This is a genomic window from Serratia sp. CY47444 (genome assembly GCF_052168635.1).
Taxonomy (GTDB): Bacteria; Pseudomonadota; Gammaproteobacteria; order Enterobacterales; family Enterobacteriaceae; genus Serratia; species Serratia bockelmannii.
Genome location: NZ_JBJNMH010000018.1, coordinates 85,812 through 112,344, shown reverse-complemented (window position 1 = coordinate 112,344; position 26,533 = coordinate 85,812). Strand labels below are relative to the sequence as shown.

Here is a 26,533-nt window from a genome sequence, read left to right as displayed (position 1 = left end):
CATTAAATAAACCAGTAACAAAAGTTAGTGCACAACACTTTAAAGTCGATGCAATTAATGACTTATTTGGTGCTCAACTAAAAACTATTGAACAGTGATCCGAACCTGAGGTTCTAATTCAGAAAAACCTGTTCACGACCAAATATTTTGCACCATTAAGTAACTATGTATTTTGGGGGTCGCATTGAAAATATAGAGTTTTTTTCATTTTTTAGTACTTTGAGCCAAGATACAATTACAATATAGCTTTCTTGCTGTACATGTCCGGTAACCCCCAAATCAGCCATCGCTAACGCACTTCCCACCTCGGTGATCAATTCCTCTAAGCATAATATTCACTGCAAATTCCATTTCATGTCACTATTCTGGCCGCCTTTGCAACTCCATTGCACCAGTTTATGCAGTACAATGGCGTAGAATTAACGGCATCAGAAAAAGCTGCGCTAAGATAACCGGAATTCATCGGTTAAGAATCACAAAAAAACGTTTTGTCCTTTCTCGCCACTACTCTGGAAAAGATTTTCAACCTCTGGCAACGGCTCGACTTTACCAGCGCTGTTAACTTTCTCAGCAAACAAAGGCAGATCGTAGATCTGCTTAACGTTAAACACGATGAATGATTTAAGCATCGGGGTATGTTCTACTTCCCCAGCATCGTTTTTATTCTACAGAGTGACATAAAAAAATAGCGTTTGTGTCGTGCTAACCTTTCCTCTGGCAAGACCACCTTTTAGGAGGTGTCCAAACCTACGCGAAGTAACGTGTTATCAACTTTATTCTGGTTTTCGTGACAAGACTTGAAACCGGTCAGTCCGATGAAATCAGGCTCATAATTGATCCTGTTAATTGTGCCAATGACGTCCCGACTAATGTGGCAAATCAAGTGGATTACTTGATGCACTTTCCATTGTTGTTCAGTTTGTAGTGGTTAATAAAAACTGTCCATATTTTTTAGATGTTTTTCCAGTATCGATTTTCCGATTCGTTGGGTGGTAACTTACATTATTGGTGGTCATTCTGGTGGTCTTGACAGGCAGGGAATTCTTCATTAGCTTATTTATTAGCCAGTTACTGGCAAAAGCGATCCCAGTCAGAGGAGCCATATTTAGAGAAGCCCGCTCAGGGAAACCCGAGCGGGCTTTTTGCATTTCAGCCGCCGTCAAAAGCTGCGTTTCGCCACCAGATAGGCGCCCGCCACCAGCAGCAAGGCGCCGAACAGCGCCGGCAGATTCTCGCGCAGCGCCGCCGGGCCGGCGCGGTAGACGTCCACCAGCAGCCCCATGCAAAGCTGGCTGGCGACCAGGATCGAGATGGTGGCCGCCGCGCCCAGTTTTTGGTAGCCCAGGATGCCGGCGAACACGAACAGCGATCCCAGCAGCCCCGGTAACAGCATCCACCACCTGGCGGCGCCGGTCACTTCCGCCACCGCGCCGAGGCCGTTTTTGGCCAGCAGCAACCCCACCAGCAGCAACAAACCGACGCTGGAGTTGATCACCAGCGTGATAAGGATGGTCGAAACGCTTTCGGTAATACGCACCATCAACAGATTCTGCACCACCAGCCCCATCCCCGCCGCGATCAGCAGTAACTGCATATTCATCGCCCTGCCTCCCGGGGTCAGCGCGTCGGCGGTGCCGCCCGCTCGTCGAGCGTCAGCTGCAGGAACGTCAGATCCAGCCATTGGCCGAATTTGGCGCCCACCTGCTCCATGCGCCCCACGTCGCGGAACCCCAGCGCCAGATGCAGCTTAATCGACGCCTGATTGCCGGATTCGATGCCGGCCACCATTACGTGCTTGCCGATCTCCCGCGCCCGTGCGATCAGGGCGATCAACAGCGCCTTGCCAATCCCGGCGCCGCGATGCGCCTGATGGACATACACCGAGTGTTCTACGGTATGGCGATAGCCGTCCCAGGCGCGCCAGTCGCCGAACGACGCGTAGCCGATCGCCTCGTCCGCGCCGTTCACCGCCACCAGCACCGGGTAGCCCGCCGCCTGCCGCTCGCCGATCCACGCCGCGCGGTTGACCGCATCCACGGTTTGTTCATTCCAGATGGCGGTGCTGTTCAACACCGCGTCGTTATAGATAGCGGCAATCGCCGCGCTATCGTTGAGCGTCGCATTTCGTATAATCATGGTTTACCCCGGCCAATTGTCCACTATAATACTACGATATGAATATTAAATTAGACAATCTAAATCAGCTGATCGGCGCACGCATTCGCATTGAACGCGAGGCGCGCCACTGGTCGCTGTCCGATCTGGCCGAACGGGCGGGCGTTTCACGGGCGATGGTTCATAAGATCGAGCGCGGCGAGAGCAGCCCGACGGCGATGCTGTTGGGTAGACTGGCGGGCGCGTTCGGCCTCAGCATGTCCAAGCTGATCGCCCGGGCGGAAACGCAGGAAGGCCGGCTGCTGCGCCGGGAAGATCAACCGGTGTGGGTCGATCCGGAGAGCGGCTACGTGCGGCGCCACGTGTCGCCACGCACCGATCTGCCGCTCGATCTGGTGCGCATCGAACTGCCGGCCGGCGCGACGATCCCGATGCCGGCTTCGGTGTATGCCTTCAAGCGCCAGCTGATCTGGGTTTTATCCGGTGAGCTGGTCTTTCTTGAGGGCGACGCGCGCCATGACATGGCCGAGGGAGACTGCCTGGAGCTTGGCCCACCGGCGGACTGCCGCTTTGAAAACCAGAGCGACCAACCGTGCGTGTATATGGTGGCGGTGCTGAGCGCCGCCTGATGGCTCGTCTGCGCTAGCCCTGCGCCGGTCGGTTATAGCCGGCGCGGAAAAACTTCTCCGCCAGCCGGCTGTCGCCGCCGGAAAAGAACTCGCTCATCGGCTCACTGCCAAGGCCATAGGCGCGGCTCAGCTGCCCGGCCTCGAATGCCGCCCGGTTCTCGTCGCCGCAGCGCTGCGCCAAATGGTGCGCATAGCCGAGCACAAAGCCGCGTTTGTAGTCGGAGCAAAAGCGCGACAGCTCCGCCTCCGGCTTCAGGTTCTCCGCCTTTAACCCCGCCAACAGCCCTTTGCCAAAATGATCCCCCACGGTTTCCTCCTCATCACGCAATCGCTATATAACAAAATATACAGCGAATGAACGAACGAGAACATACTCCCTAAGTTTTACTCGCCGCATAAAAAAGGCCCGCCAAGCGGGCCTGAGGGAAAGCGGGCAATCACAGCGTGAAATTCAGCCCTTCGCTGACGGTCTTGCCCAGCGGCAGGCGGCCCGACGGCGCCTCTTTTTCCTGCAGGAAATCCGGCAGACGGGCTTTGTCGCCCGGCTTGCCGATCGCCACCATGGCGTGCACCGCATAGTCGTCCGGCAGCTGCAGCGCCGCTTTGATCTTGTCGTGGTGAATGCCGCTCATGCAGTGGGTCAACCAGCCTTTCAGGTGCGCCTGATGCGCCAGGCTGGCCCAGGCGGCGCCGGTGTCGAACGCATGGGTCGGGTTGTCCACCAGCCGCTCGCCGTTCAGGCTGGTGGTTTTGGATACGATCACCACCAGCGCCGAGGCGTGCTGCGCCCAGCCGCGGTTGAAGTCAATCAGGAACTCCAGGTAGTTCTCCCAGCTGTCGGAACCGTGCTTGCTGTAGGCAAAGCGCCACGGCTGAATGTTGTAGGCCGAAGGCGACCAGCGCGCCGCTTCAAAAAAGCTCAGCAGCGTTTGATCGTCGATGGCGTCGTTGGCCATCGCGCGCGGCGACCAGCGCTCGATAAATTGCGCATCAATCGGGTAATCGGAGGTTCTTGGCTGGCTCATGATAGGTTCTCGCAGTGAAGTAAAAACAAAAGTTCGCTGATATTCCCACAGCTTAGGACGGTAAAACTTTTATTTCGTGCCATTGCCCTGCGGCAGCTCCTGCTGCAGCCAGGCGAGAAACGCCCTGACCGGCGGATGCCGCTCGCGCCCCGGCGCGCACAGCACGCTGTAGGCGGCGCCCGGTACGCGCACCTCCGGCCGGTATGCGACCAGCAGGCCGTTGTCCACCATATCGGACACCATCACCGAGCTGGCAAGCACCAGCCCCTGCCCGGCCACCGCCGCCTGCAGGGCGTAATGCTCCTCGTGATAGCTGCGCATTGCCGCATGGCGCTGCCACCAGTCCACGCCGGCAGCCTGGCACCAGTCATGCCAGCCGCTGTCGTACAGCGCAGAATCCCCCCACTTCACGGTGATCAGCACCGGATTTTCCGGTTCGGCGGCAGCCAGCCCCGGCGCGGCGTAAACGCCAAAGCTCTCCTCCAGCCGCGCCGTCTGATGCAGCGAGGGATAGTGTGCGCGACTGTAACGCACCGCCACATCCACGCTGGCGTCCTGCTGCAGATCGATCACCTCGGCGCAGGCCTCCAGGCGCACCAGATAGTGCGGGTACGCCTGGTAGAAACGCCCCAGGCGCGGCACCAACCACAGCGCCGCGAAAGAGTGCGTCACCGAGACGCACAGCGAGCCGCTGCTGGGCTGCGGCCGCAGGCCTTCGAGCGTGGCGGCGATGTCCAGCAGCGCGCCGTGCACCCCGGCGAACAGCGTTTCTCCCTTCGCCGTCAGCCGCACGCCGCGCGGCACTCGCTCGAACAGCGCAAACCCCAACTGCTGCTCCAGCGCTTTAATCTGGTGCGAGATCGCCGTCGGCGTCACCGCCAGCTCGGCCGCCGCCAGCTTGAAGCTGCGCAGGCGAGCGGCGGATTCAAAGGTGCGTAATGCGTTGACGGGCAGCGTGGCGAACATGGCGAAATCCCTCTAGGTGAGTTGGATTCATCCTGGCAGAAAAGCCGTCATTTGTCGCCTGCCGTCACTTGTTTCTAAAGTAGGGTTGAATTCACTTCATACCGAGGAACATGACATGAATACAACTCATCAATCCAAACGTCTGGTTGTGCTGGTCGGCAGCCCACGCCGTGACGGCAACAGCGCCACGCTGGCGCAGGCGATCCTGGTGGGCGCCGCCGAAGCCGGCACCGTCGCCAGCCTGCATTTTCTCGATGATTACCTGAGCGGTTTTCTGAGCGATGAACGCCATACGCCGCCGCCGGGCGATCGCTACGCCGAGCTGTTCCTGGAGCACTTCCTGCCGGCCGACGGCGCGGTATTTTGCACGCCGATTTACTGGTACGGCATGTCGGCGCAAACCAAGGCCTTTTTCGATCGCTCGTTCAGCTTCTATTCCAACGCCTACCCTCAGGCGGAACAGGTGCACCAACGCATGAGCGGCAAACGCATCGGGCTGGCGGTGGCGTCGGAAGAAACTTATCCCGGCTCGGCGCTGGGCATCGTGCATCAGATCCAGGAGTTCAGCCGCTACACCCATTCCGCCTTCGTCGGGCTGGTGCACGGCGCCGGCAACCAGCGCGGCGAGGTAGCCCGCGATCCGCGCAACCCGCTGCAGGCCGCCCGCGAGTTGGGGCGCGAGTTCTTCACCCGCCCCTACTCGGATTATCAGATGGACAGCCCGCGTAGCACGCAGGTTTGGACGGAATAGCCACGGCCTCAACCGCCACTGCCGATTTGCCAGATAAAGGTCGGCGTATGGCGGTTAATTTCCCAGTCACCGATATTGCGCGCCTTGTAGATCACCGGATTATGTGAAGAGAGCGTGCGCGCATTGCGCCAGTGGCGATCCAACGCCTTGCCGGTACGGGTATCTGAAGCGCCGAGCGCATTGAACAATTCACCGGCGGCGCGCTGCACCCACTCCCCGGCGATGACCTGCGCCCTGGCGGCGTCCAGTTCCGCCGTCACGTTAAGCGCCTGCAGCAGCGCTTCATCGCCGGAACGATGCGCCTCATAAGCCTGCTGCAGCGAGGAAGTCGCTTTTAGCACCGTCGCCTCAACCGCATAGGCCCAGGCGCTGATTTGCCCCACCACCTGCTGGATCTGCACGTCGTCCTTCACCCAACCGGCGTTGCCGTGGCTATAGATCCTTTTACGTTGCCTCACGCCCTCGCCGACGTCTCGCAGCACCGCGCGACCGATCCCCGCCAGCGTCGCCAGCAACACATGCTGATAGAACGCAGTTTGGTAGCGGAAGCGCTCGGCAAAGTCATAGACGTGCGCCTGCTCGACCTGCGCATCAATAAAACGCGTGGTGCCGCTGCCGGTAGTGCGTTGGCCAAATCCGTCCCAGTCGTCGTCGCGCTCTACGCCCGGCTGGGCGACGTTCACCAAAGCGATCACCGGGCCGCCGCTGTCGCTGCGCTCGGCATACACGTCGATCCAATCGGCAAACAGACTGCCGGTGCTGTAAAATTTCTCGCCGTTGAGCGACCAGCCGTCAGCCTGCGGCGTTACCCGGGTATTGACCTGCCCCAGCTTCACGCCGCCGATCTCGGTCCAACCGCTGCCGACCAGCTCGCCGTCGAGAAAGCGTTCGAACCAGCGATCGCGCTCCGGGCCGTCCGGCGCGTTCAGCCGATCTTCCACGAAGGCGAAATGCGCCCGCAGCGCCTGCGGCAGGTTAGAGTCCGCCTCCGCCAGTTCGGCCAGCAGTTCGAACAGCTGCGGCAACGAAGCGCCGTCGCCGCCCTTTTCACGCGGGAGGCGCACCCTGCCGAACCCCGCCTCTTTCAGCCAACGGATCGGTTCATGCGGCAGCGTGCGCGACAGCTCTCGCTCCACCGCCCCGGCGGCGATTTCGGCGAAGATCGGCCGAAAACGCGCGGCCAGCTGTGCGTAGTCTGCTCCGGTGGATAACAGGTGTTGCGTCATGTCAGTGTCCTCTGTGGTTAAGCGCGATCGGCCAGATCGTCGATATCGTGCGCCGTCGGTTCAAAGCGAATGATCAGCAGGAAGACGATGGGGATCGCTGCCGCCAGTGAAACAATCCAAAACATGTCGGTGCCGAAGCGCGCCTGCAAAATCGGCAGAATAAACAGCGCCAGCGCGCTGCCGATACCGGACAGCGAACGGCCGAAACCGACGCCGGTGGCGCGGATCGCCGTCGGGTAAGAGAGCGCCGGATAAATCATCATCTGCGCGCCGGGGCCGAATCCTTCGGCGAACAGCCATAGGCCCAACATCAGGATCGCCAGCCCAACGCCGAACGCCGCCTGCGGATGTCCGATCAACGCCAGGGCAATCAGCGCGATAAACTGCAGCGCAAATCCGGCGATCGCCACCTGGCGCGACGGATACTTCCATGCCAGACGCATGCCGAGCAGGCCACCGGTAAAGGCGAACAGCACGTTCAGCCCGAGCGAAGCGGAGATAGTTTCAAACACCCCGGCGCCGAGAAACTGCGCCAGAATCGACGGCAGAAAGAAGGCGATGGCGGTGTATTCAAAGGAAATGCAAACGTTCATCACGCTGGCGACCAGCGTGCGCTCGCGGTACGGCTTGCGGAACAGCACGCGGAAGCTGGCCTTCGGCGCCACCGCCGGTTGGGCGGCGTCAGGTTCCGCCTCATGGGCGGCGATACCGTATGACTCGCGCAGGATGCGCGCCGCCTCTTTCAGATCGCCCTGGTTAGCGGCCCACAGCGGCGACTCGTTCATAAACTTGCTGCGCACCATGATGATCAGCAGCGCCGGCACGGCGCCGAAAATCAACGAGGCGCGCCACAGCCAGTTCGCATATTCGGCCGGCAACAGAAAATAGAGCGCAAAGATGATCAGAAAACACACCGACGAAGCGGCGTACCACATCGGGCACCAGGCCGCCAGGCGCGACGCCTTGTTGGCCTTGCCGGTGAATTTGGAGAATTCGGCCAGATAGGCCATCGCCACCGGCAAATCGATGCCGACGCCGATACCCATCAAAAAGCGCGCGCCGATCAGCACCCAGACGTTGGGCGCCAGCCCGGCGGCGATGGCGGAAACCACAAAAAACAGCATATCGGCCATAAACACCTGATAGCGGCCGTACTTGTCGGTCAACCAGCCGCCGACCAGGTTGCCGAGAATGGTCCCGACCATGATCGAAGAAGTTACCACCCCGGTCAGCAGCGGGCTGAGGCTGAATTCACGCACCACGTCATCGATGCCGTAAGACAGCGTGGTCAGGTCATAGGCATCGAGAAAAACACCGCCCAGCGCCAACAGCACGATCATGCGCGCATGGGTATTTTTCTCGCTGCGCTGGTTAATCAAACGCGCCACATCGCTGGCCGAGCCGATGGGCGCAGATAACGGCGGCGCGGTATCGATATTTAAGGTACTCATAGCTTCCTCGTTGTAATTGGCAGGTGACACCTCGTTTATAGGGTGAAAAAATTACGCCGACAAACAACAATTTCTTCTATAAATATCATTAATATCAATAAATTAAACACGGTTACAGCGTAACAAAAACGCCGGATTAACGCGCGTTAATCCGGTCTTTATCACGGTCATTTCGGGCGGGGATTATTCTGCCGAGACCGGCACCAGCACGCCTTTCACCAGCGGGTCGTCGGTGCTTTTCAGCCACGCCTGCAACCTGGGATCGGCAAACGCCCGCTGCAGCTTGCGAATATTTTCGTCCTGCAGATAGGGCGTGCCAATCACCAGCTGCGAGGCGAAGGTTTTCGGCGCCGGTGGGAACAAGATGCCCTTCTCACGCGGCACCTTGCCGGCGTCGAACTGCGACACATAGCCAATGGCCGCATCGACCGAATTCAGCGCGCGCGGCATGGTCAGCAAATCCAGCTCCTTGAAGTTAAAATGGCGTTTGTTCTCGCGAATGTCTTTCAGCCTGGCGGTGCGCGCCTCAATCGCCGGATCCAGCCCAATCAGTCCAATGCGCTGCAGCAGCCACAACGCCTGCCCCTGATTGGCGCCGTCGTTGGGCACCACGATCTCCGCGCCGTCCGGCAACTCCGCGATCGACCTATAGCGGTCGGAATAAATGCCAAACGCCCACTGAAACACCGGCAGCGTCGGGGTCAGCTTAAAACCGTTGGCATCTACCACCTGCTTTAGCCACCATTGGTGCTGGTAGATCGTGGCGGCGTACTGCCCCTGCGCCACCGCACGATCGGCCTGCACCGGATCCTGCAGGCCAACCGCCTCCAGCCTGAGGCCGTAATCCGGCGCGATATGGTCGCCGACGTACTCGATCACCCGCTGCTCTCCGGCCATCGCCGGCTCAAAGTGCACTTTCAGCGTGCTGCCGAACTGCACCGTCTGCTGCTGGCCGGCGCTGAAGTGCCAAACCGCGGCGGCGACAATCGCCACCGCCGCGATACCCACCGGCCACGGCCAGCGTTTCTTCTTCACTATCTCAAAATCGTGATTAGGCATGATTAAAAGGTTTCCTGATGATGACGCAACGCGGCGACCAGGCGGTCACCAATAAACTGAATCAGTTGAATCGTGGCGATCAGCACCACAATGGTGGCGATCATGATGTGATTGTCGAAACGCTGGTAACCGTACACCACCGCCAGATAGCCGATGCCGCCCGCGCCAATGGTGCCGGCGATGGCCGAATACTCGATCATCGAGATGACGTTCAGCGTGATGGCGGCGACGATCGCCGGCAGCGCCTCGCTGAGCTGCGCGCGTGTGACTATCTGCCAGATCGAACCGCCGGACACCAGCCCCACCGCCGTCACCTCCGGCGGCAGTTCGCGCAGCGCGTTCTCCACCAGCCGGCCAAAGAACGGAATGCCGGCGACGATCATCGGGATCACCGCCGCCGGAATGCCGATGGTGGTGCCGGTCAACCAGAAGGTGAACGGAATAATCGCCGCCATCAGCACCAGAAACGGCAGCGAACGGCCCATGTTCACTAACCAGCTTAGCGCGCGATTCAGCGCCGGACGCGGAAACAAGCCGCGCGATGAGGTATTGAACAACACCACGCCGACGGCGCCGCCGATCGCCACCACAAACAGCATCACGATGCCGACCATCAGCCAGGTTTCGCCGTAGGCCGGCAGCATCAACCGATGGATCTCGCGCCAGGGTGTGTCCTGGCTCATCACGCTGTCAGACAGATTTTTCATACCGCCTCCTGCAAGGCCGCCGGCTGTTCCAGCACCTCGGCGAGAATGCCCAACCGCCGCAGCTCGCCCTGCAGTTCAGCGACCGAACGCGAACCGCCGCCAAAACGCACCGCAATCTCTAACCGCCCAGCCAGGCTGCCGCCCACCACTTCAACGTGGCCGCCCAGCAGATCGATCTGCAGGTCGAGTTGGCGGCTGATGCGGCTGATCCAGTCGATGGCCGCCGGCTGACGGGCGGAATAGGTCACCTGCAGCCGCAACGCGGCGTCGGACGCCAGCGTCTTCAGCGGGAACAGCTGGCGGCCCAGCGAGGAATCGGGCGCCGCCAACAGCTCGCGCACCGGCCCTTGCTGCACAATCACGCCGTCGCGGATCTCGGCCACCGCGTCGGCGGCGTCGCGCACCGCATCCATCTCGTGGGTGATCAGGATGATCGACAGGCCATACCGATCGCGCAGCTGTTTAAGCAGGCTGAGAATGGCCCCGGTGGCGTCCGGATCCAGCCCGGAGGTGGCCTCATCCGCCAGCAGCACCGACGGATTCAGCGCCAGCGCGCGGGCGATGCCGACCCTTTGGCGCTGGCCGCCGGACAGCTGAGCCGGGTAAAACGCCGCCTTGTCCGCCAACCCCACCGCTGCCAGCAGGCTCTTTACCCGCTTGTCGATATCGCGCGGCACAACGCCCAGATAGGTCAACGGCAGCGCCACATTCTGCCAGGCGGTTTTACGCTGCAGCAGCGCGGAAGACTGGAACACCGTGCCTATCGCCCGCCGCTCCCTGCGCAGCGCCTCGCCCGCAAGCCGCGACAAGTCCTGGCCGTTCACCCGGATACTGCCGCTGCTCGGCCGCTCCAGCAGGCTGATGCATTTCGCCAGCGTCGATTTGCCCGCCCCGCTGGGGCCGACCACGGCGGTAATCGATCCGGCCGGCACCTGCAGCGAAACGCCCTTCAGCACCTCAATCCGTCGCCCGTCCGGCGCACGGTAAGCCTTGTGCAATCCTTCAATCTCTATCATCGCATCCTCACTTGACGCTCAGTGCATCGGCCAAGAGCGCGCCGGTCGGCCAGCGGTAGCCCACCGCCGGGTGCGGCTCTGCCAGGCGCGGCCCCTGATTGAACAATTTTTCTCGCAGAGTGCCCGCTGTGTAGTCGCGCTTGTACACTCCGCGTTTTTGCAGCTCGGGGATAAGCAGTTCCACCACGTCGGTGAAGGTTTCATGGGTAACGGCGTAGGCCAAATTGAAACCGTCAACATCCGTTTCCTCCACCCACGCCTGCAGTTCGTCGGCCACGGTTTGCGGGCCGCCCACCAACAGCGGGCCGAAACCGCCGATGCCGACCCATTCGGCGATGCCCTGTACGGTCCATTCACGGCTGGGATCGGCGCTGGAGAAAGTTTCCACCGCCGACTGAATGGCATTGGTGTGCAGATGCTTCAGCACCTGATCCGGCTGATACTGACCGAAATCGATGCCGGTCCAGCCGGACACCAGCGCCAGCGCGCCTTCGTAGCTGGTATAGGATTTGTATTCCCGCCATTTTTCCTGCGCCTGCCGGTCAGTTTCACCGACGATCACCGTCTGCAGGTTGAAGATCAGGATGCTGCGCGGGTCGCGCCCGGCCTCGGCGGCGCGGCGGCGGATATCGGCCACGGTTTTTTTCAGCAAGGTTTTCGAAGGAGAGGCGACAAACACGCATTCGGCGTGCTCCGCGGCAAATTGCTTGCCACGGCTGGAAGCGCCGGCCTGATACAACACTGGCGTGCGCTGCGGCGAAGGCTCGCTCAGGTGAATGCCCGGCACCTGGAAGAACTCGCCTTTGTGGTTGATCGGATGAATTTTCGCCGGATCGCTGAAGATGCGCCGCTGACGATCGCGCAAAATCGCGCCGTCTTCCCAACTGCCCTCCAGCAGCTTGTAAACCACCTGTAGGTATTCATCGGCGTAGTCGTAGCGCGCATCGTGATCGGTCTGCGCCCGGTGGCCAATATTGCGCGCGCCGCTCTCCAGGTAAGAAGTGACGATATTCCAACCGATACGCCCCTTGGTCAGGTGATCAAGCGTCGACAATCTGCGGGCGAAAGGATAAGGGTGCTCAAATGACAGCGAGGCGGTCAACCCGAAGCCGAGATGTTCGGTAACCAGCGCCATCGGCGTCACCAGCGCCAGCGGATCGTTAACCGGCACCTGCGTCGCCTGGCGGATCGCCGCGTCGCCGCTGCCGTTAAGCACGTCGTAAATCCCCAGCACGTCGGCGATAAACAATCCATCGAACTTGCCGCGTTCCAGCAGGCGCGCCAGATCGGTCCAATATTCGAGATCCTTATACTGCCAGGAACGGTCGCGCGGGTGCGCCCACAGCCCCGGCGACTGATGGCCGACGCAGTTCATATCAAAAGCGTTAAGACGAATTTCACGTTGCGATGACATAGCGAGCTCCACAATTATCTGCCGGCCACGGGCGGAGCCGGGCCGGATGGGGGGTCTTAGGGTGTTAAAAACGGGAATGGACGATCAGTTTGCAGCCGGACATCGCGCCAGCAGATATTGCGCGACGCTTTGGGCGTGTTCCGCCACCTGCGGCAGCCCCATCAGTTCGCCGAAGCGGCCACGCGCCGCCGGGCCGGCCACCAGCAGGCGCGGGTTGGCAAGGCCGTCGCCGCCGATCGCCTGGCTGTCGGCATTGACCCACAGCCCCAATCCCAGCGGATCGGCGCGCAGCGCCCCCTGCTCCGCCAGCGAGCTGAGCAACGGGCTGGCGGCGATCAGGCCAGCATGGGCCGGACCCGTAGCGATCAGCAGCCGCTGCGCCTGCAGCGCCCGCTCTGCGCCCTGGCGCGGCAGAATCGTCAAACGCACGCCCTGCGGCGTGGGTTCTGCCCGCCGCAAACGAGCGGCCAATACCTGCAGCGTGCCCGCCGCCTGTTGCTCCGCCAGCAACGTGCTCACCTGCGGTGCAATGCGATAGCGGTGCACGTCCCAATAGGCGCGCAGATGCCGCAGAAAGCGCTGCTGTTCGGTCGGCGTCAATGCTTGCCACAGACGCTGGCCCTGGGCGCGCACCTCGTCCAACACCGCCTGCCACGGCACCCGTTGCCCAGCGGCGCGCGCCACCTCAAGGCGCACCTGCCGCACCCCGTCACGCAGTCCGGATGGCGGGGTAAACGACCACGTCGGGTACTCCCCTTCGGCATTGGCACGCGGCAACAAGCCATGACGAGAGAACGCGGTAATCGGCCCACGATGCCCGCGGCGGTGCAACGCCGCCACCGCATCGGCCATCGTCAGCCCGCTGCCGACGATCGCCAATGATTCATCGGGTTCAATCTCATCCAGCGCCCCCTCCGCCCAGGGATTGGCGATTAACCGCGCGTCGCGCGCCAGTTCCGGGGCGATCTGCCGCGGCAGCGCGGGCGGCGGATGGCTGGTCGCCAACACCACATAATCGCCCCACAGCCGTTCGCCGCCGGCGGTGATGACAGACGCGCCCTGCGCCTGCGGCTGCAGGTACTGCGCCCGATCGCGCAGGTGCCGCAAGCGGGCCTGGCCCGACTGCGCCGCCTGATGAAAACGCTCCTCGACATAGCGGCCGAAGGCGCCGCGCTGCGGATAGGCCTTACCGTCGCGCCATAACGCCTGCGGATCGGCCGTCAGCCCGCCGCCCTGACGGAACCAGCGGTCAAAATCCCCCGCGGGCTCATCCGCCAGCTGCATCCTATCGGCCGGGACGTTGATGCGGTGGGTCGGCTCGGTGGTCGAATACGCCACGCCATAGCCCGGCGCGGCGCGCGGTTCGATCACCGTGACATCCACCGCTCCGCGCGCCAGCTGGATCGCCAGCGCCGCGCCGGTGAAACCGCCGCCAATAACGATAATATGGGCACGCTTCGCCATCAGCCCTCCCGCTGCGCCGGGCCGGGACGACGATCGCCGCCGATGGTTTCGCCAAACGGGCCGGTATTGATCGTGCGAGCCGTCTGATGAGCCGACTGCGCCAGCGGCAGCAGCGGCATCACCAGCTCGGCGAAGCGGTGAGCCTCTTCCAGATGCGGATAGCCGGAAAGGATGAAATTGTCGATGCCCAGCGCCTGATACTCGCGTATGCGCGCCGCCACCTGCTGCGGATTGCCCACCAATGCGGTGCCGGCGCCACCGCGCACCAGGCCGACGCCGGCCCACAGGTTGGGGCCGATGCGCAGACTCTCGCGCGAGCCGCCGTGCAGCTCGCTCATGCGGCGCTGGCCGGTGGAGTCCATGCGCGCAAAGATCTGCTGCGCCGCCGCGATGGTGTCGTCATCCAGATGCGCGATCAGTCGCTCGGCCGCCGCCCAGGCTTCGTCTTCAGTTTCGCGCACGATAACATGTAGGCGAATGCCATAGCTGAGTTTACGCCCCTGCCGCTCGGCGCGCTGGCGCACCGCCGCCAGCTTTTCCGCCACCTGAGCCAGCGGTTCGCCCCAGGTCAGGTAGGTGTCGATCTGCCCAGCGGCGATGTCGATCGCTTCCGGCGATGAGCCGCCGAAATAGAGCGGCGGGCCGTTTTCCTGCACCGGCGGGAACAGCAATTCGGCGCCTTCGACGCGAATATGCTTACCGCTGAAATCCACCTTCTCCCCTTGCAGCAGCCGTTGATACACCGTGAGAAATTCCTGTGTCACTTCGTAACGTTCGGCATGGCTGAGGAAGATGCCATCCCCTTTGTTTTCCACCGGATCGCCGCCGGTCACCACGTTGATCAGCAGGCGTCCGTCCGACAGCCGATCCAGCGTCGCCGCCATGCGCGCCGCCAGGCTCGGCGGCTGCAGGCCGGGGCGCACCGCCACCAGGTAGCGCAACCGGCGGGTGATCGGCGCCAGCGCCGCCGCCACCAGCCAGGAATCCTCGCAGCTTTTACCGGTTGGGATCAGCACGCCGTAATAGCCGAGGTTGTCGGCAGCCAGCGCCACCTGCTGCAAATAAGGCAGGTCCACCGGGCGCCCGCCCTGCGCCGTGCCCAGATAGCGGCCGTCGCCGTGGGTCGGCAGAAACCAGAAAACGTTGATGCGCTCTTTCACTGACTCAGTCATTTATGCCTTTCCTATATAACTATTTTCAGTATTTATCGATAGAAAAACTTTGCTTGGTTATAAAAAGAAAAGCAGGATGCATGCCACATTGCAGATGTTAAAAAACAAATACATATCAATATATTGATGAAATATCGACGTCAAAACACTGCTGCATTGGCAGCAGGCAGCGGCGGAAAGCTGTTGCCAATGCAGCACCGTGCGCCTTTTATCCTCTCGCGGCTGCCCATTGGCTGGGATAAGATTTTTTTCCCATCGTCGTAGACAGGAGACGCCCATGTACGATCCCCAACCGTTCGCCGCCGACAAGCCGGTGCTGATCGATCCGGCGTCGCTCGCTCTGCAAAGCGTGCTCGATCGGCTGGCTCCCACCGACGCCACCGTGCTGATCGTCGGTGAAACCGGCACCGGCAAAGAAGTGGTGGCGCGCTATCTGCACCACCACAGCGCGCGCCGCCATCAACCTTTCCTGGCGGTCAACTGCGGCGCGCTGACGGAAAGCCTGGCGGAAGCCGAACTGTTCGGCCATGAGAAAGGCGCCTTCACCGGCGCCGTCGGCACTCATCAGGGCTGGTTCGAAGCGGCGGAAGGCGGCACCCTGCTGCTGGACGAGATCGGCGAGTTGAACCTGTCGCTGCAGGTCAAGCTGCTGCGCGTGCTGCAGGAACGGGAGATCACCCGCGTCGGTTCGCGCAAACCGCTGAAGATCGATGTGCGGGTCATCGCCGCCACCCACGTCGATCTGGCCGGCGCGATTCGCCAACGGCGGTTCCGTGAAGATCTCTATTACCGCCTGAACGTGGCGGCGGTGACTTTACCGCCCTTGCGCCAGCGGCCGGAGGATATTCCGGTGCTGGCCAGACATTTTCTTGCGCTGTACGCCCGCCGTCTGGAACGGCCACTGCCGCGGTTGACGGCGGAAGCGCAGCAGGCGCTGCTGGACTACCCTTGGCCTGGCAACGTGCGCGAGCTGGAGAACACGCTGCATAATGCGGTCTTGCTGAGCCAGGAGGGGGCGATCGCACCGCAGCAACTGCAGCTCACCCATCGCCTGACGGATAACGACGGCGGCAGCGACGACGCCATCGACCGCTTTGTGCAGCGGCAGTTGCAAGGCGACAGCGCACAGCTTTACCAACGGGTGCTGGATGCGCTGGTGCGCAACGCCTTCGAAAGCAGCGGCGGCAACCAGCTGCAAGCGGCGTCGTTGCTTGGCGTCAGCCGCAATACCCTGCGCACCCATTTGGCACATCTTGGTCTGATCAAACCGCGCCGTCGCAGCGCCGGCGCACCCGCACATTCACCGGCCATCGCCGCAGCGTCTCTGCCCGAACGCGAACTGCGCATCGGCTATCAAAAGTTCGGCAACCTCGGGGTGCTCAAGGCGCGGCAAAGCCTGGAACAGCTCTTCGCCACACAGCGCATCAGCGTGTTGTGGAGCGAGTTTCCCGCCGGGCCGCAGCTGCTGCACGCGCTCGACGGCGATGAGATAGACTTCGGCACCACCGGCGAAGTGCCGCCGATCTTCGCCCAGGCACAGGGCAATGCGCTGGTGTACGTCGGTTTTGAGCCGCCTGCGCCGCAGAGCGTGGCGATGGTGGTGCCGCAAGACAGCCCAATACGCAGCGCCGCCGATCTGCGCGGCAAACGCATCGCGCTCAACAAAGGCTCCAACGTGCACTATTTATTGCTGCAGATGCTGGACGAACAGGGATTGACGTTGAACGACGTGCGTATCGTCTACGCGCCGCCGAAGTATCCGCTGTCGGCGACCGACCTGCAGGCGGTGGACGCCTGGATGATGTGGGATCCGCTGCTCAGCGACGCGCAGCGCAACGGGGAACTGCGCGTGCTCGCCGACGGCACCCAGCGGGTGCTCAATCAGCAATTCTACCTGGCGCGCCGCGGCTTCGCCGAGCGTTCGGACGATCTGTTGCGGCCGCTGATGCAGGCGCTGCAGCACACCGGCCGCTACATCGCCGCGCAGCCGAGAGAAGCCGCTCGTCACCTTTCCAACGAACTGGGGCTGGCGAGCGCCTCACTGGAACTCGCGCTGTCGCGCCGCAGCCACGAGGTTCGCGCCATGGATTTACAGGTGATCCGCCAGCAGCAAAGCATCGCCGACCGCTTCTACGCCCTCGGGCTGCTGCCCAGAGCGATCGCCGTGCGCGAGGCGGTTTGGCCGATGTGACTCCCTCTCGCCGGAGGCTCCGGCGCGGCGAGATCGGCCGCCCCGCGCAGGCCCGGGCGGAATAAACGCGACCGTAGACCTAGCTTAGCCGCAACAGGTAAGGCGGCAAGGCGGGTTCCGGCAATACCGAAATGACCTTCAGCCGTTGCAAGGTACGCATCTGTGCGCGGCGCAGATGCTCCTGCAACCCCAGCGCAGCCGCGTCGTTAGCGCCCTGCAACAACATCTGCAACACCAGGCGGTGTTCATTCAACATCGCTTCCTCAATCTTAATCCCCAGCATATCGTAGAAAATACGCGTGACGATGAGCGGCGACTGGCTTTGACGCAACACCCCCAGCAGGGTTTTATTCCCCGCCGGCGCCAGACAATGAATATGCAAGTCTTCCTCTACCCGCTCCAGGCTCGCCAGGGAAAATGTGCCTTGTTCCAGCTGAGTCAGGCGTTCCAGGCTGTCTAACACATGCTGGCGCGAGAGATGGGGTGCCGCCTTGAGCAAGGCGGCGGGCTCCAGACAGGCCCGAATTTCATAATGATCGGTGATTTCTCGGGCTGTGAGTGGCCCGGCCAGCCATTGCGCATAGGGCTCTTTCTCTACCAGCCCTTGATCGCGCAGTCTCATCAACGCTTCGCGAATGGCGCTGCGGCTGACATTATAAAATTCCGCCGCGCTGGCTTCATTGACCTGGTAGTGACCAAACACCATGCAGGTAGACAACGCCTCCTGCAAATCGCTGAATACCTTCTCACTCGTGCTACGGGTATCCACCAATTCTTCCTGCGGGCACAATCCCAACACGGCTCGGTTAAGCGGCAAACGCTGCGGCTCTACTTCACCCCCTTCAGGCGTCACGATGAAACCTCGGCCTTCGAAACGCGCTATCAGCCCCTCTTGATGGAGCAGCCCCAACGCTTTGCGAACCGGCACCCTGCTGGTACCGAACATGTCCGCCAGCGGCCCTTCAAGCAATACCAACCCTGCGGGCACCGACCCCGCACGAATGGCCTCATCCAAGGTTTGTCGGATCATTTCATAACGCGCGCCGGCGCGTGTTTCACCGCTGCTTTTCTCCACTCTCGTTTTTTCCATTAGCTCGTCACTCAACCACCGTTCCCCATGGAGTGACTGGCATTATGGCACACTCCACCCACCAAATTGGCGCTCACTCGTTCTTATCCCGTCATTGCCCTTTCTAAGGGCAATTGCCCCCCGGCATGCACCATAACGGCTAATTTAAATAAAAATACATTTTCAATACCGTGCTAGACCAACGAAAAACGTGCCCCCCATCACCATTTTCAGCTTAAATAACACGTTATTTATCATTTCGATCACAACTCAGCACGAATTTTAACCAAGGGTAATGACAACCTGGCATCCAGCTTGCTACCTTAAAATGTATATTTTAATAAAAGATACATTTTAAGGTCATCCTATGAATCACACCCCTGGGCATGCCTTCCCTGATGCCATCCAACTGACGAGCGCGTTTCGCGAAGGAACGCTGACACCGAGCGAACTCGTGGAACACGCTTTGTCATCAGCCGCCGAAGCGCCAACGGTTTTCATCTGCCTGACCCCGGATCGCGCCCGTCGCGAAGCGGCTGAAGCGACCCGGCGTTGGCGCAGCAATGCGCCGCTCAGCGAGCTGGACGGGATTCCCATGGCCGTGAAAGATCTGCTCGATATGGCCGCAACGCAAACCAGCGCCGGTTCCGCGACCCTAGCCACCGCCCCGCCGGCGACACACGATGCGGCGACGATCGCGCAGCTTCAGAAGGCCGGGCTGGTCAGCATCGGCAAAACCAATCTCAGCGAGTTCGCCTATTCCGGTCTTGGCCTCAACCCACATTTTGGCACCCCTGCGCTCTTGGATCGCCACGGCACGGCTCGCGCACCAGGCGGATCGTCCAGCGGTTCGGCCAGCGCGGTCGCACGCGGTATCGTCCCCATAGCCATGGCGACCGATACCGCCGGTTCCGTTCGCATACCCGCCGCCTTTCACGGACTGATTGGCTACCGCAGCAGTAGCCAACGCTATAGTCGACGCGGCGTTTTTCCGTTATCCCCCAGCCTGGATACCCTCGGCCCCCTCTGCCGCAGCGTTCGCGACGCGATCGCTTTCGATCGAGTGCTGGTACCCGCGTCCCATCCGCTGTCGCCCTATCCGCTCACGGGCATGACGCTGCGGGTCGATCCCGATGTCTTGCACGATCCGCACGTACAACCTGCAGTCCGTCAAAATTTGCAGGCTGCTCTGGCGCGCCTGAGCGCGGCCGGCGCACATATTGACGAGCGCCCGGTCGCCATGCTGCGTCAGGCGCTCATCTGGGTAGCCGAACGAGGGTGGCCGGGCGCCGCAGAAGCGCTGGAACAGCATCGGGAACGTCTGCACAGCCCCTTGGCCGAGAGTATGGATCCGCGCGTGCGCAGCCGCTTACTGGCGGCGGAAACGCTCCCCGCCGATCTGCTGGCGCAGTTTTTGCGCCAGCGCGCCGGCTGGCAGCAGCAAATGCACGATGAATTGGCCGGTGCGCTGCTGATAACGCCGACCGTCGCCCACGTTGCCCCTCCGCTGGCCGCACTGGAAAACGACGCTGCGCTGTTTGCCCAAGCCAATCTGGCCACGTTGCGGCTCACCATGCCCGGCAGCCTGCTGGACATGCCGGGGATTGCCATGCCTACCGGCCATGATGGCGATGGTCTGGCGACCAGCGTACTGCTGTCGCTGCCGGCCGGCGACGATGAGCGTCTGCTCCGGATGGCTCTCAGTATCGAATATCCGTTGACGCAACAGAATTAACCCACGCAGGCCGCTGCTGTTGCGGCCGGCTCTCGCGATTGTTCGCACACTCAGGAGATAACAACATGGCTAAAGAAATACTTTGCGCATTCGGCGTCGATGTGGACGCCGTTGCCGGTTGGCTGGGGTCTTACGGCGGCGAAGATTCACCCGACGATATTTCACGCGGTATGTTTGCCGGTGAGGTAGGTGCGCCGCGCTTGCTTAAGCTGTTCGCCGATCACAACCTGCGCACTACCTGGTTTATTCCCGGCCACTCCATCGAAACCTTCCCGGCACAGATGAAAGCAGTCGCAGATGCCGGGCATGAAATCGGCGTGCATGGCTACAGCCACGAAAACCCGATCGCCATGACCCCGGCGCAAGAAGAGGCAATCCTCGATCGCTGTATTGAGCTGGTGACACAATTATCCGGCAAGCGCCCTACCGGCTATGTCGCGCCCTGGTGGGAGTTCAGCAACGTCACTAACGAACTGTTGTTGAAGAAAGGCATCAAGTATGACCACAGCCTGATGCACAACGACTTCCACCCTTATTATGTCCGCGTCGGCGACAGCTGGACCCGCATCAACTACAGCCAGCATCCCGACAGCTGGATGAAACCGCTGGTGCGCGGTGAAGAGACCGATTTGGTGGAGATCCCAGCCAACTGGTATCTGGACGATTTGCCGCCCATGATGTTCATCAAAAAATCCCCCAACAGCCACGGCTTCGTCAACCCTCGCCATCTCGAAGAGATGTGGCGCGATCAGTTCGACTGGGTCTACCGCGAGCACGACTACGCCGTCTTCACCATGACCATCCACCCCGACGTCTCCGGCCGCCCGCAGGTGCTGTTGATGTTGGAACGCTTGATCAAACACATCCAGAGCCATCAAGGGGTTCGCTTCGTGACCTTTGATGAAATCGCCGACGACTACCTGCGCCGCATGCCGCGCAAAGTCTGAAACTGCCGCTTTCCACCGCATGAGTGACAGCAAACATGAGCCTCTATAAAAAGACAACGGTCAACGGCTGGCAACCCCAGCAATTAACCATCAGGGACGCCAAATTCGCAACATGGATCGCTTTCTTCGCCTGGGTCTTCGCCGTCTATGATTTCATTCTTTTCGGCACATTGCTGCCGGAAATCGGCGATCACTTTGGCTGGAGCGAAGTAGAACAGGCCGAACTGGCCACCTGGGTGGCGGTAGGCGGCGCGATCATCGCGCTGGCTATCGGCCCGTTGGTCGACAAACTCGGCCGGCGGCTGGGCATCGTCGTTACCGTCGGGGGAGCCGCCGTTTGCTCGCTGCTGACTGCGATCGGCGGTGCCTGGGGGAAAGGCGCGCTGATCGGCATCCGTTCCGTCGCCGGGCTCGGTTACGCGGAACAAACCGTTAACGCCACCTACCTCACCGAGATCTACGCCGCTCTCGACGATCCGGCCCTCAATCGCCGCAAGGGATTCATCTACAGTCTGGTCCAGGGCGGCTGGCCGGTCGGCGCGCTGGTCGCTTCGGCGCTGACGGCATTGCTGATGCCGATCATAGGCTGGCAAGGCAGTTTTATTTTCGCCGCGCTGCCGTCGTTTATCATCGCGTTGCTGGCGTTGAAACTGAAAGAGACTCCGCAGTTTCAAATCCACCAGCACATTCATCAACTGCGCCATCTCGGTGATATCGAGCAAGCTCGGCAGGTCGCTCGCGATTACCAGGTCGATTATGACGCTCATCAGCAGGCCGGGCTGTCAGCCGCATTCCGCGGCGCTTCGCTGCGCGCCACATTGGTGCTGGGCGGTGCCGTGCTGATCAACTGGTTCGCTATCCAAATCTTCAGCGTGCTCGGCACTACGGTTCTTACTAAAGTGCACAGCGTCTCCTTCGCCAACTCGCTGCTGATTCTGGTGCTGTCCAACCTGGTGGGCTATTGCGGCTACCTGACGCACGGCTGGTTGGGCGATCGTTTCGGTCGCCGCAATACCATCGCCGTCGGCTGGATGATCGGCGGGGTGTCATTCGCCGTGATGCTTTTCTGCCCCAGCAACCTCCCGACGATCGTCGCGCTGTACAGCATCGGTTTGTTCTTTCTGATCGGCCCCTATGCGGCGGCGCTGTTTTTCATCAGCGAAAGCTTCCCTACCGCCATCCGCGCCACGGCCGGCGCGCTGATCGGCGCGATGGGGCCGATCGGCGCCATTATCGCCGGCATCGGTACCACCACCGTACTCAGCGACGGCGGCCACTGGCAAACCGCCGCGCTGTGGTTCGGCGCCGTACCCTGCTTCGCTTCCGGCGTCATCATGCTGTTCGCCCGCCATGTGGCGCCGCACAGCGTGCACTAAGTGCTCGAGGGGGGGAGCCCCCTCATGTTCGAGGAATCGTTTATGACTGAAAAATTATCTTCATCTCAACCGGTGGCGCTGATCAGCGGTGCGGCCAGTGGCATAGGATTGACCCTGGCGGAAGAGTATGCCCGCCGTGGCATCAGGATCGCCGCCGGCTATTTTCTCCAGGATCCGCACGACTATCGGCAAGCGGCGGAGCGCGTCGCCAACGCCGGCGGTGATGCCTTGTGGCTGGAATTGGACGTGGCCTCCACCGCCTCGGTGGAAGCCTTTGCCCTGCGCGCGGCAGAACACTTCGGCCGCGTCGATTATGCGGTGGCCAACGCCGGCCTGCTGCGCCGCTCACCGCTGGAAGAGATGAGCGACCAACAGTGGCACGAAATGCTCAATGTTGATCTCAGCGGCGTGATGCGACTGTTTCGCGCGGCGATCGGCCAGATGCGCGGCGGCGGCAGCCTGGTGGCGGTATCTTCCATCGCCGGTGGGGTCTACGGCTGGCAAGATCATGCTCACTACGCCGCCGCTAAAGCCGGCATCCCCGGCATCTGTCGTTCACTGGCGGTGGAATTGGCCCCACGCGGCATTCGCTGCAACGCGGTGATCCCCGGTTTGATTGAAACGCCGCAGTCGCTGGATGAAACCCACTCGCTGGGGCCGGCGGGCCTGGCCAAAGCCGCACGAGGCATTCCGCTGGGACGCGTAGGACGGCCGCAGGAGGTCGCCGCCCTGATACGTTTCTTGACCAGTGACGAGGCCTCGTACATCACCGGACAAAGCCTGATTATCGACGGCGGCCTGACGGTTCGCTGGCCAGAGTGAGCGGGGAGGAAAATATGATGCTGAAACACCGCCGCGCAACGATCACCGGCGCCGCCAGCGGCATAGGCGCCGCGATTGCCCTGTTGTTTGCCAGGGAGGGGGCAGCGCTGATGCTGAGCGACCGCGACGGCACCGGGCTGAACGTTATCGTCGAACGCTGTCGGGCTGAGGGCGCAACCTGCCATGGCACTGTCGCCGACGTCGGCAAACCGGACGGCGCCCGACGGGGCGTGGAGGCCTGCCTGCAACGGTTAGGCGGTATCGACATTCTGGTTAATAACGCCGGCATGCTTACCCAGGCGCCCTGCAGCGAACTGACGCTGGAGATGTGGGACGAGATGATGGCGGTCGATCTGCGCAGCGTTTTCCTCGCTTCGCAGCACGCACTGCCTTATATGCGCCGACAACGCTGGGGCCGCATCATCAATATCGCGTCGCAATTGGGCATTAAAGGCGGCGCCGAACTGAGCCACTATGCCGCCGCCAAGGCCGGGGTGATCGGCTTCACCAAGTCGCTGGCGCTTGAAGTCGCCTGCGACAATGTGCTGGTAAACGCCATTGCACCCGGCCCGATCAAGACCCCGTTGGTGGCCGGCATCAGCGATGCCTGGAAAGAGGCCAAAGCAAATGAGCTGCCGCTGGGACGGTTCGGCCTGGTCGAGGAAATCGCGCCGGTGGCGCTGCTGCTGGCCAGTGAGCCGGGCGGCAACCTGTTTGTCGGCCAAACGCTGGGGCCCAACGCCGGCGATGTGATGCCCTGATAGGAGAACCCCGAACGATGTGCGGACTCTGCGGACTATTGAACGACACGCCGCAATGGAGCGATCCGTTGCGACATTCTGACCTGCCCATGCGCCAGCGTCGGCTGCAACAGCTGGCGATACTGAATCGCGCTCTGGCCCCCTTAAAGCTGACGCTAAGCGATATCCACGGCAGCAGTTGGCTACTGGCCGGCGCTACCGGACAGCAGGCGATCGTTACCCGCCTGGATCAGCTTTGGCAAGAGGCCGAACGGCTGCTGAAACGGCCGATTGACCCGCTCGATGAACGCTATCTCACCGCCCTCATCTCTGCGGAGGCGCCATGAGCCCAGAAGATAAACTGCCGGTACACGTGTTGAGCGGTTTCCTGGGCAGCGGCAAAACCACCTTGCTTCAACGTTTGCTGGCAGGGCAGAACCTGGATGATGTCGCTCTGCTGGTCAACGAATTCGGTGAGGTCGGCATCGACCATTTTCTGCTGGGAGAGATCGCACCGGACACCGTGCTGTTGCCCGGAGGATGCGTCTGCTGCGCGATCCGCGGCGAGTTGAAACAGGCGCTGTTGGCGCTGTATGAACGCCGTCAACGTGGCGAGGTGCCGCCATTCAGCAAAGTGATCCTGGAAACCACCGGCCTGGCGGATCCGGCACCGATATTTGCCACATTGCTGCAAGACCGGCAGTTACAGTACCATTTCACCCCCGGTACCATGGTCACGCTGATCGACAGCGAACATGCCTGGCAGCAAGCCAACCATCATCCCGAATGGTTGGCCCAGGTCAGCGCCGCCGACTGGCTGGTGCTGAGTAAGACCGATCGTGTGCCGGCCGGCGAAGGGCCTGCGTTACTGGCGTACCTGCAGCAATTGAATCCGCTCGCGCAAACCGCCATGAGTCATCAATTGGCCAATGGCGATCTCAGCCTGTTCGATACCCCATGCTCGCCTCAGGTGCCTACGCGTTTTCGGCGTTGGCCGGCCGTTCCGGCCAAACAGGGGGCAGCACCTTACAGCAAGCCTGGGCAGCAGACGCACCCTACCACCGAGACCTGTATCATCACCTTCGAGCAACAGATAAACTGGTCGGCTTTCACCGTCTGGCTGTCGATGCTGCTGCATTGCCACGGACAATCTATACTGCGGATAAAAGGCATGCTGAACGTGCTGGAAAGCGATACGCCGGTGGTGATCCACGGCGTGCAGCACAGTCTGCATCCCCCGGAACATCTTGCCGCCTGGCCGGACGGCCGGCGGCGCACGCAGTTGGTCTTCATTCTGCGCGGCCTTGACCCCAAGCGGCTGCAGAACGCTTTTCAACGTTTTCTACACCCTTTTACGCAGCCATCCTTCTGATGGCTCCCCTTTGACGGAGCTGCCACCTCATGACCTCGACACCTTCACCCCGCGGTCGCCCCACGTTACGGATATTGGGTACTTCGGTGACCTTGCTCGAACTGTTGCGTCAACGGGCAGAGCAGGATCTGGGATTGCATATCGAATATCACATTCACGATGTGCAAGACGCCCAGCGTATCGCCGTTATGCACCCGGAGCGTTACGATCTCTACGACCAATGGTTTCACAACGTGGATTTTGTCTGGCCGGCGCGAGCCATCCAGCCGTTGGATATTAAGAGGTTGGCTTACTGGGACGAGATTAACGATTTACCTAAACTCGGCGCCCTGTTTCCCGGTGGGCGGTTGGGTGACGGCAGCGTGCCGGTAAACCGCCTGTATGTGCAACATGACCGTAGTCTGAACAGCCGGCCCACCGATCACATCAGCATGCTGCCGCTGACGCATAACGCCGACAGCTTCGCCTATCATGAAGCTCGCTTGCCGCCCGCGCTGCACGAAGAAGAAGAAAGCTGGGGATGGTTGCTGCATCCGGCATTTTCCGGCCAGTCGGCGCTGCAGGACGATGCGGCGATGGGCGGACTGGATGCGGCTCTGGCTGCGCAAGGCGCAGGGCTCGCGCGTTTCGCCAACGTTGGCAACCTCAGTCTAGAGGAGATAGACAGCCTGACCGACGCGCTGTCCCTGCTGCATCGCCAGGGGCACTTCGCCGCATTCTGGACCAGCCAGGACGAAGCCTGCCGATTGATTGACGATCCGCGCGTCAATATCCAAAGCCTGTGGGCGCCAACGTATTTTCGTCATCACTCGCGGCAAAAAGATTACCGGCTGGCGACGCCGCGTGAAGGCTACCGCGCCTGGTATGGCGGTCTGTCGCTTTCACGCTGCGCCACCGGTAAAACACTCGACGCCGCCTATGCTTACCTTAACTGGTGGCAATCCGGATGGCCGGGCGCAGTGATGGCCAGGCAGGGGTACTATATTTCCAATCCTCAGCGCAGCCGGCCTTACCTGTCTGCCGCCGAATGGGATTACTGGTATGCAGGCAAAGCCGCCAGTGAAGATTTGCCGGACGCTTACGGCAACCCGCTCATCGCTAAGGGGGAAATCCGCGATGGCGGCAGCTATGAGCAGCGCATGAGTCACATTGCCGTCTGGAATTCCGTGATGGATGAACATAACTATCTGGTACGACGCTGGCAGGATTTTCTTCGCGCCTGACCGGCGGCGCCCGAAGGCAATTGCAAGCATAACGTTAGCATCTGTCGCAATCTGTTGCGGGCC

Annotated in this window: 26 protein-coding genes; 11 read left to right on the top strand and 15 right to left on the bottom strand. The window is 61.3% G+C overall.

Annotated features, from left to right (window positions below; all coding sequences use genetic code 11):
• Positions 1-155 precede the first annotated feature (155 nt).
• From ACJ8IL_RS20350 to ACJ8IL_RS20340, 3 genes are all read right to left on the bottom strand, one after another.
• The gene (locus ACJ8IL_RS20350; protein WP_435967704.1) at positions 156-317 is read right to left on the bottom strand and encodes a zincin-like metallopeptidase domain-containing protein; all 162 of its coding nucleotides are present in this window, start codon (positions 315-317) and stop codon (positions 156-158) included.
• 842 nt (positions 318-1,159) lie between these two features.
• On the bottom strand, positions 1,160-1,600 hold the full coding sequence (locus tag ACJ8IL_RS20345) for a DMT family transporter (protein ID WP_197781624.1): 441 nt from the start codon (positions 1,598-1,600) through the stop codon (positions 1,160-1,162).
• Between the two features lie 17 nt (positions 1,601-1,617).
• Positions 1,618-2,136, bottom strand: coding sequence for a GNAT family N-acetyltransferase (locus ACJ8IL_RS20340; protein WP_197781625.1), 519 nt, complete (start codon positions 2,134-2,136; stop codon positions 1,618-1,620).
• 38 nt (positions 2,137-2,174) lie between these two features.
• Here ACJ8IL_RS20340 and ACJ8IL_RS20335 point away from each other — a divergent pair, with 38 nt between their 5' ends.
• The gene (locus ACJ8IL_RS20335; RefSeq protein ID WP_197781626.1) at positions 2,175-2,744 is read left to right on the top strand and encodes a helix-turn-helix domain-containing protein; all 570 of its coding nucleotides are present in this window, start codon (positions 2,175-2,177) and stop codon (positions 2,742-2,744) included.
• Between the two features lie 13 nt (positions 2,745-2,757).
• Here ACJ8IL_RS20335 and ACJ8IL_RS20330 read toward each other — a convergent pair whose 3' ends face one another.
• The 3 genes from ACJ8IL_RS20330 to ACJ8IL_RS20320 form a co-directional block, all read right to left on the bottom strand.
• Positions 2,758-3,051 (bottom strand): DUF2623 family protein, encoded by a 294-nt coding sequence (locus ACJ8IL_RS20330; RefSeq protein WP_025303414.1) that lies wholly within the window; start codon positions 3,049-3,051, stop codon positions 2,758-2,760.
• A 130-nt stretch (positions 3,052-3,181) separates the two neighbouring features.
• A complete protein-coding gene (locus tag ACJ8IL_RS20325; protein WP_033635168.1) occupies positions 3,182-3,769 on the bottom strand; it encodes a nitroreductase family protein in 588 nt (195 codons plus the stop codon).
• A gap of 69 nt (positions 3,770-3,838) precedes the next feature.
• Positions 3,839-4,735 carry a LysR substrate-binding domain-containing protein gene (locus ACJ8IL_RS20320; protein ID WP_197781627.1) on the bottom strand — a complete coding sequence of 299 codons (897 nt, stop codon included), beginning with the start codon at positions 4,733-4,735 and terminating at the stop codon, positions 3,839-3,841.
• Positions 4,736-4,850: 115 nt separating this feature from the next.
• Between ACJ8IL_RS20320 and ACJ8IL_RS20315 the strand changes: the two genes are divergently transcribed.
• Positions 4,851-5,486: a flavodoxin family protein gene (locus ACJ8IL_RS20315; RefSeq protein ID WP_197781628.1), complete on the top strand. Its 636-nt coding sequence runs from the start codon at positions 4,851-4,853 to the stop codon at positions 5,484-5,486.
• An 8-nt stretch (positions 5,487-5,494) separates the two neighbouring features.
• Here the strand turns inward: ACJ8IL_RS20315 and ACJ8IL_RS20310 are convergent, their stop codons facing one another.
• The 8 genes from ACJ8IL_RS20310 to ssuD form a co-directional block, all read right to left on the bottom strand.
• Entirely contained in the window at positions 5,495-6,712 is a 1,218-nt protein-coding gene (locus ACJ8IL_RS20310; protein ID WP_197781629.1) for an acyl-CoA dehydrogenase family protein, read from the bottom strand.
• A 17-nt stretch (positions 6,713-6,729) separates the two neighbouring features.
• Entirely contained in the window at positions 6,730-8,163 is a 1,434-nt protein-coding gene (locus ACJ8IL_RS20305; RefSeq protein ID WP_173890104.1) for an MFS transporter, read from the bottom strand.
• A 183-nt stretch (positions 8,164-8,346) separates the two neighbouring features.
• A complete protein-coding gene (locus ACJ8IL_RS20300; protein WP_049295938.1) occupies positions 8,347-9,222 on the bottom strand; it encodes a MetQ/NlpA family ABC transporter substrate-binding protein in 876 nt (291 codons plus the stop codon).
• A gap of 2 nt (positions 9,223-9,224) precedes the next feature.
• The gene (locus ACJ8IL_RS20295) at positions 9,225-9,929 is read right to left on the bottom strand and encodes a methionine ABC transporter permease (RefSeq protein ID WP_016927110.1); all 705 of its coding nucleotides are present in this window, start codon (positions 9,927-9,929) and stop codon (positions 9,225-9,227) included.
• The gene (locus tag ACJ8IL_RS20290) at positions 9,926-10,945 is read right to left on the bottom strand and encodes a methionine ABC transporter ATP-binding protein (protein WP_147823981.1); all 1,020 of its coding nucleotides are present in this window, start codon (positions 10,943-10,945) and stop codon (positions 9,926-9,928) included. The genes ACJ8IL_RS20295 and ACJ8IL_RS20290 overlap by 4 nt, the downstream gene beginning before the upstream one ends.
• Positions 10,946-10,952: 7 nt before the next feature.
• Complete coding sequence (locus ACJ8IL_RS20285) at positions 10,953-12,359, bottom strand: LLM class flavin-dependent oxidoreductase (protein WP_149570531.1); 1,407 nt, start codon at positions 12,357-12,359, stop codon at positions 10,953-10,955.
• Between the two features lie 84 nt (positions 12,360-12,443).
• Positions 12,444-13,823 carry an FAD/NAD(P)-binding protein gene (locus ACJ8IL_RS20280; RefSeq protein WP_060447880.1) on the bottom strand — a complete coding sequence of 460 codons (1,380 nt, stop codon included), beginning with the start codon at positions 13,821-13,823 and terminating at the stop codon, positions 12,444-12,446.
• Positions 13,823-14,995: an FMNH2-dependent alkanesulfonate monooxygenase gene (gene ssuD, locus ACJ8IL_RS20275; protein WP_043143175.1), complete on the bottom strand. Its 1,173-nt coding sequence runs from the start codon at positions 14,993-14,995 to the stop codon at positions 13,823-13,825. Before ssuD ends, ACJ8IL_RS20280 begins: the two co-directional genes overlap by 1 nt.
• Positions 14,996-15,272: 277 nt before the next feature.
• Between ssuD and ACJ8IL_RS20270 the strand changes: the two genes are divergently transcribed.
• Positions 15,273-17,186: a sigma-54-dependent Fis family transcriptional regulator gene (locus ACJ8IL_RS20270; protein WP_049203568.1), complete on the top strand. Its 1,914-nt coding sequence runs from the start codon at positions 15,273-15,275 to the stop codon at positions 17,184-17,186.
• A gap of 79 nt (positions 17,187-17,265) precedes the next feature.
• Here ACJ8IL_RS20270 and ACJ8IL_RS20265 read toward each other — a convergent pair whose 3' ends face one another.
• Positions 17,266-18,276: a GntR family transcriptional regulator gene (locus tag ACJ8IL_RS20265; protein WP_025303427.1), complete on the bottom strand. Its 1,011-nt coding sequence runs from the start codon at positions 18,274-18,276 to the stop codon at positions 17,266-17,268.
• 346 nt (positions 18,277-18,622) lie between these two features.
• Here ACJ8IL_RS20265 and ACJ8IL_RS20260 point away from each other — a divergent pair, with 346 nt between their 5' ends.
• The 8 genes from ACJ8IL_RS20260 to ACJ8IL_RS20225 all read left to right on the top strand — a co-directional run bounded on the left by ACJ8IL_RS20260 (position 18,623) and on the right by ACJ8IL_RS20225 (position 26,470).
• Positions 18,623-19,990 (top strand): amidase, encoded by a 1,368-nt coding sequence (locus tag ACJ8IL_RS20260; RefSeq protein WP_197759397.1) that lies wholly within the window; start codon positions 18,623-18,625, stop codon positions 19,988-19,990.
• Between the two features lie 65 nt (positions 19,991-20,055).
• A complete protein-coding gene (locus ACJ8IL_RS20255; RefSeq protein WP_025303429.1) occupies positions 20,056-20,937 on the top strand; it encodes a polysaccharide deacetylase family protein in 882 nt (293 codons plus the stop codon).
• A 35-nt stretch (positions 20,938-20,972) separates the two neighbouring features.
• A complete protein-coding gene (locus ACJ8IL_RS20250; protein ID WP_060447883.1) occupies positions 20,973-22,313 on the top strand; it encodes an MFS transporter in 1,341 nt (446 codons plus the stop codon).
• Positions 22,314-22,355: 42 nt separating this feature from the next.
• Positions 22,356-23,135 carry an SDR family NAD(P)-dependent oxidoreductase gene (locus ACJ8IL_RS20245; RefSeq protein ID WP_197781630.1) on the top strand — a complete coding sequence of 260 codons (780 nt, stop codon included), beginning with the start codon at positions 22,356-22,358 and terminating at the stop codon, positions 23,133-23,135.
• A gap of 14 nt (positions 23,136-23,149) precedes the next feature.
• Complete coding sequence (locus tag ACJ8IL_RS20240) at positions 23,150-23,896, top strand: SDR family NAD(P)-dependent oxidoreductase (protein ID WP_025303434.1); 747 nt, start codon at positions 23,150-23,152, stop codon at positions 23,894-23,896.
• 68 nt (positions 23,897-23,964) lie between these two features.
• Complete coding sequence (locus ACJ8IL_RS20235) at positions 23,965-24,222, top strand: hypothetical protein (protein WP_225735623.1); 258 nt, start codon at positions 23,965-23,967, stop codon at positions 24,220-24,222.
• Positions 24,219-25,247, top strand: a complete 1,029-nt coding sequence (locus ACJ8IL_RS20230; protein WP_442516793.1) for a CobW family GTP-binding protein — start codon at positions 24,219-24,221, stop codon at positions 25,245-25,247. The genes ACJ8IL_RS20235 and ACJ8IL_RS20230 overlap by 4 nt, the downstream gene beginning before the upstream one ends.
• Before the next feature lie 29 nt (positions 25,248-25,276).
• Positions 25,277-26,470, top strand: a complete 1,194-nt coding sequence (locus ACJ8IL_RS20225; protein ID WP_197781631.1) for an ABC transporter substrate-binding protein — start codon at positions 25,277-25,279, stop codon at positions 26,468-26,470.
• The last annotated feature ends 63 nt before the right edge of the window (positions 26,471-26,533 follow it).

Excerpts from the sequence above, each read along its gene's own strand:
- ssuD (WP_043143175.1), bottom strand. The coding sequence starts at position 14,995 with ATGACTGAGTCAGTGAAAGAGCGCATCAACGTTTTCTGGTTTCTGCCG.
- ACJ8IL_RS20245 (WP_197781630.1), top strand. The coding sequence starts at position 22,356 with ATGACTGAAAAATTATCTTCATCTCAACCGGTGGCGCTGATCAGCGGT.
- ACJ8IL_RS20225 (WP_197781631.1), top strand. The coding sequence starts at position 25,277 with ATGACCTCGACACCTTCACCCCGCGGTCGCCCCACGTTACGGATATTG.
- ACJ8IL_RS20305 (WP_173890104.1), bottom strand. The coding sequence starts at position 8,163 with ATGAGTACCTTAAATATCGATACCGCGCCGCCGTTATCTGCGCCCATC.
- ACJ8IL_RS20325 (WP_033635168.1), bottom strand. The coding sequence starts at position 3,769 with ATGAGCCAGCCAAGAACCTCCGATTACCCGATTGATGCGCAATTTATC.
- ACJ8IL_RS20255 (WP_025303429.1), top strand. The coding sequence starts at position 20,056 with ATGGCTAAAGAAATACTTTGCGCATTCGGCGTCGATGTGGACGCCGTT.
- ACJ8IL_RS20340 (WP_197781625.1), bottom strand. The coding sequence starts at position 2,136 with ATGATTATACGAAATGCGACGCTCAACGATAGCGCGGCGATTGCCGCT.
- ACJ8IL_RS20335 (WP_197781626.1), top strand. The coding sequence starts at position 2,175 with ATGAATATTAAATTAGACAATCTAAATCAGCTGATCGGCGCACGCATT.
- ACJ8IL_RS20270 (WP_049203568.1), top strand. The coding sequence starts at position 15,273 with ATGTACGATCCCCAACCGTTCGCCGCCGACAAGCCGGTGCTGATCGAT.
- ACJ8IL_RS20240 (WP_025303434.1), top strand. The coding sequence starts at position 23,150 with ATGATGCTGAAACACCGCCGCGCAACGATCACCGGCGCCGCCAGCGGC.
- ACJ8IL_RS20315 (WP_197781628.1), top strand. The coding sequence starts at position 4,851 with ATGAATACAACTCATCAATCCAAACGTCTGGTTGTGCTGGTCGGCAGC.
- ACJ8IL_RS20300 (WP_049295938.1), bottom strand. The coding sequence starts at position 9,222 with ATGCCTAATCACGATTTTGAGATAGTGAAGAAGAAACGCTGGCCGTGG.
- ACJ8IL_RS20295 (WP_016927110.1), bottom strand. The coding sequence starts at position 9,929 with ATGAAAAATCTGTCTGACAGCGTGATGAGCCAGGACACACCCTGGCGC.
- ACJ8IL_RS20285 (WP_149570531.1), bottom strand. The coding sequence starts at position 12,359 with ATGTCATCGCAACGTGAAATTCGTCTTAACGCTTTTGATATGAACTGC.
- ACJ8IL_RS20310 (WP_197781629.1), bottom strand. The coding sequence starts at position 6,712 with ATGACGCAACACCTGTTATCCACCGGAGCAGACTACGCACAGCTGGCC.
- ACJ8IL_RS20265 (WP_025303427.1), bottom strand. The coding sequence starts at position 18,276 with ATGGAAAAAACGAGAGTGGAGAAAAGCAGCGGTGAAACACGCGCCGGC.
- ACJ8IL_RS20345 (WP_197781624.1), bottom strand. The coding sequence starts at position 1,600 with ATGAATATGCAGTTACTGCTGATCGCGGCGGGGATGGGGCTGGTGGTG.
- ACJ8IL_RS20230 (WP_442516793.1), top strand. The coding sequence starts at position 24,219 with ATGAGCCCAGAAGATAAACTGCCGGTACACGTGTTGAGCGGTTTCCTG.
- ACJ8IL_RS20250 (WP_060447883.1), top strand. The coding sequence starts at position 20,973 with ATGAGCCTCTATAAAAAGACAACGGTCAACGGCTGGCAACCCCAGCAA.
- ACJ8IL_RS20320 (WP_197781627.1), bottom strand. The coding sequence starts at position 4,735 with ATGTTCGCCACGCTGCCCGTCAACGCATTACGCACCTTTGAATCCGCC.
- ACJ8IL_RS20290 (WP_147823981.1), bottom strand. The coding sequence starts at position 10,945 with ATGATAGAGATTGAAGGATTGCACAAGGCTTACCGTGCGCCGGACGGG.
- ACJ8IL_RS20260 (WP_197759397.1), top strand. The coding sequence starts at position 18,623 with ATGAATCACACCCCTGGGCATGCCTTCCCTGATGCCATCCAACTGACG.
- ACJ8IL_RS20280 (WP_060447880.1), bottom strand. The coding sequence starts at position 13,823 with ATGGCGAAGCGTGCCCATATTATCGTTATTGGCGGCGGTTTCACCGGC.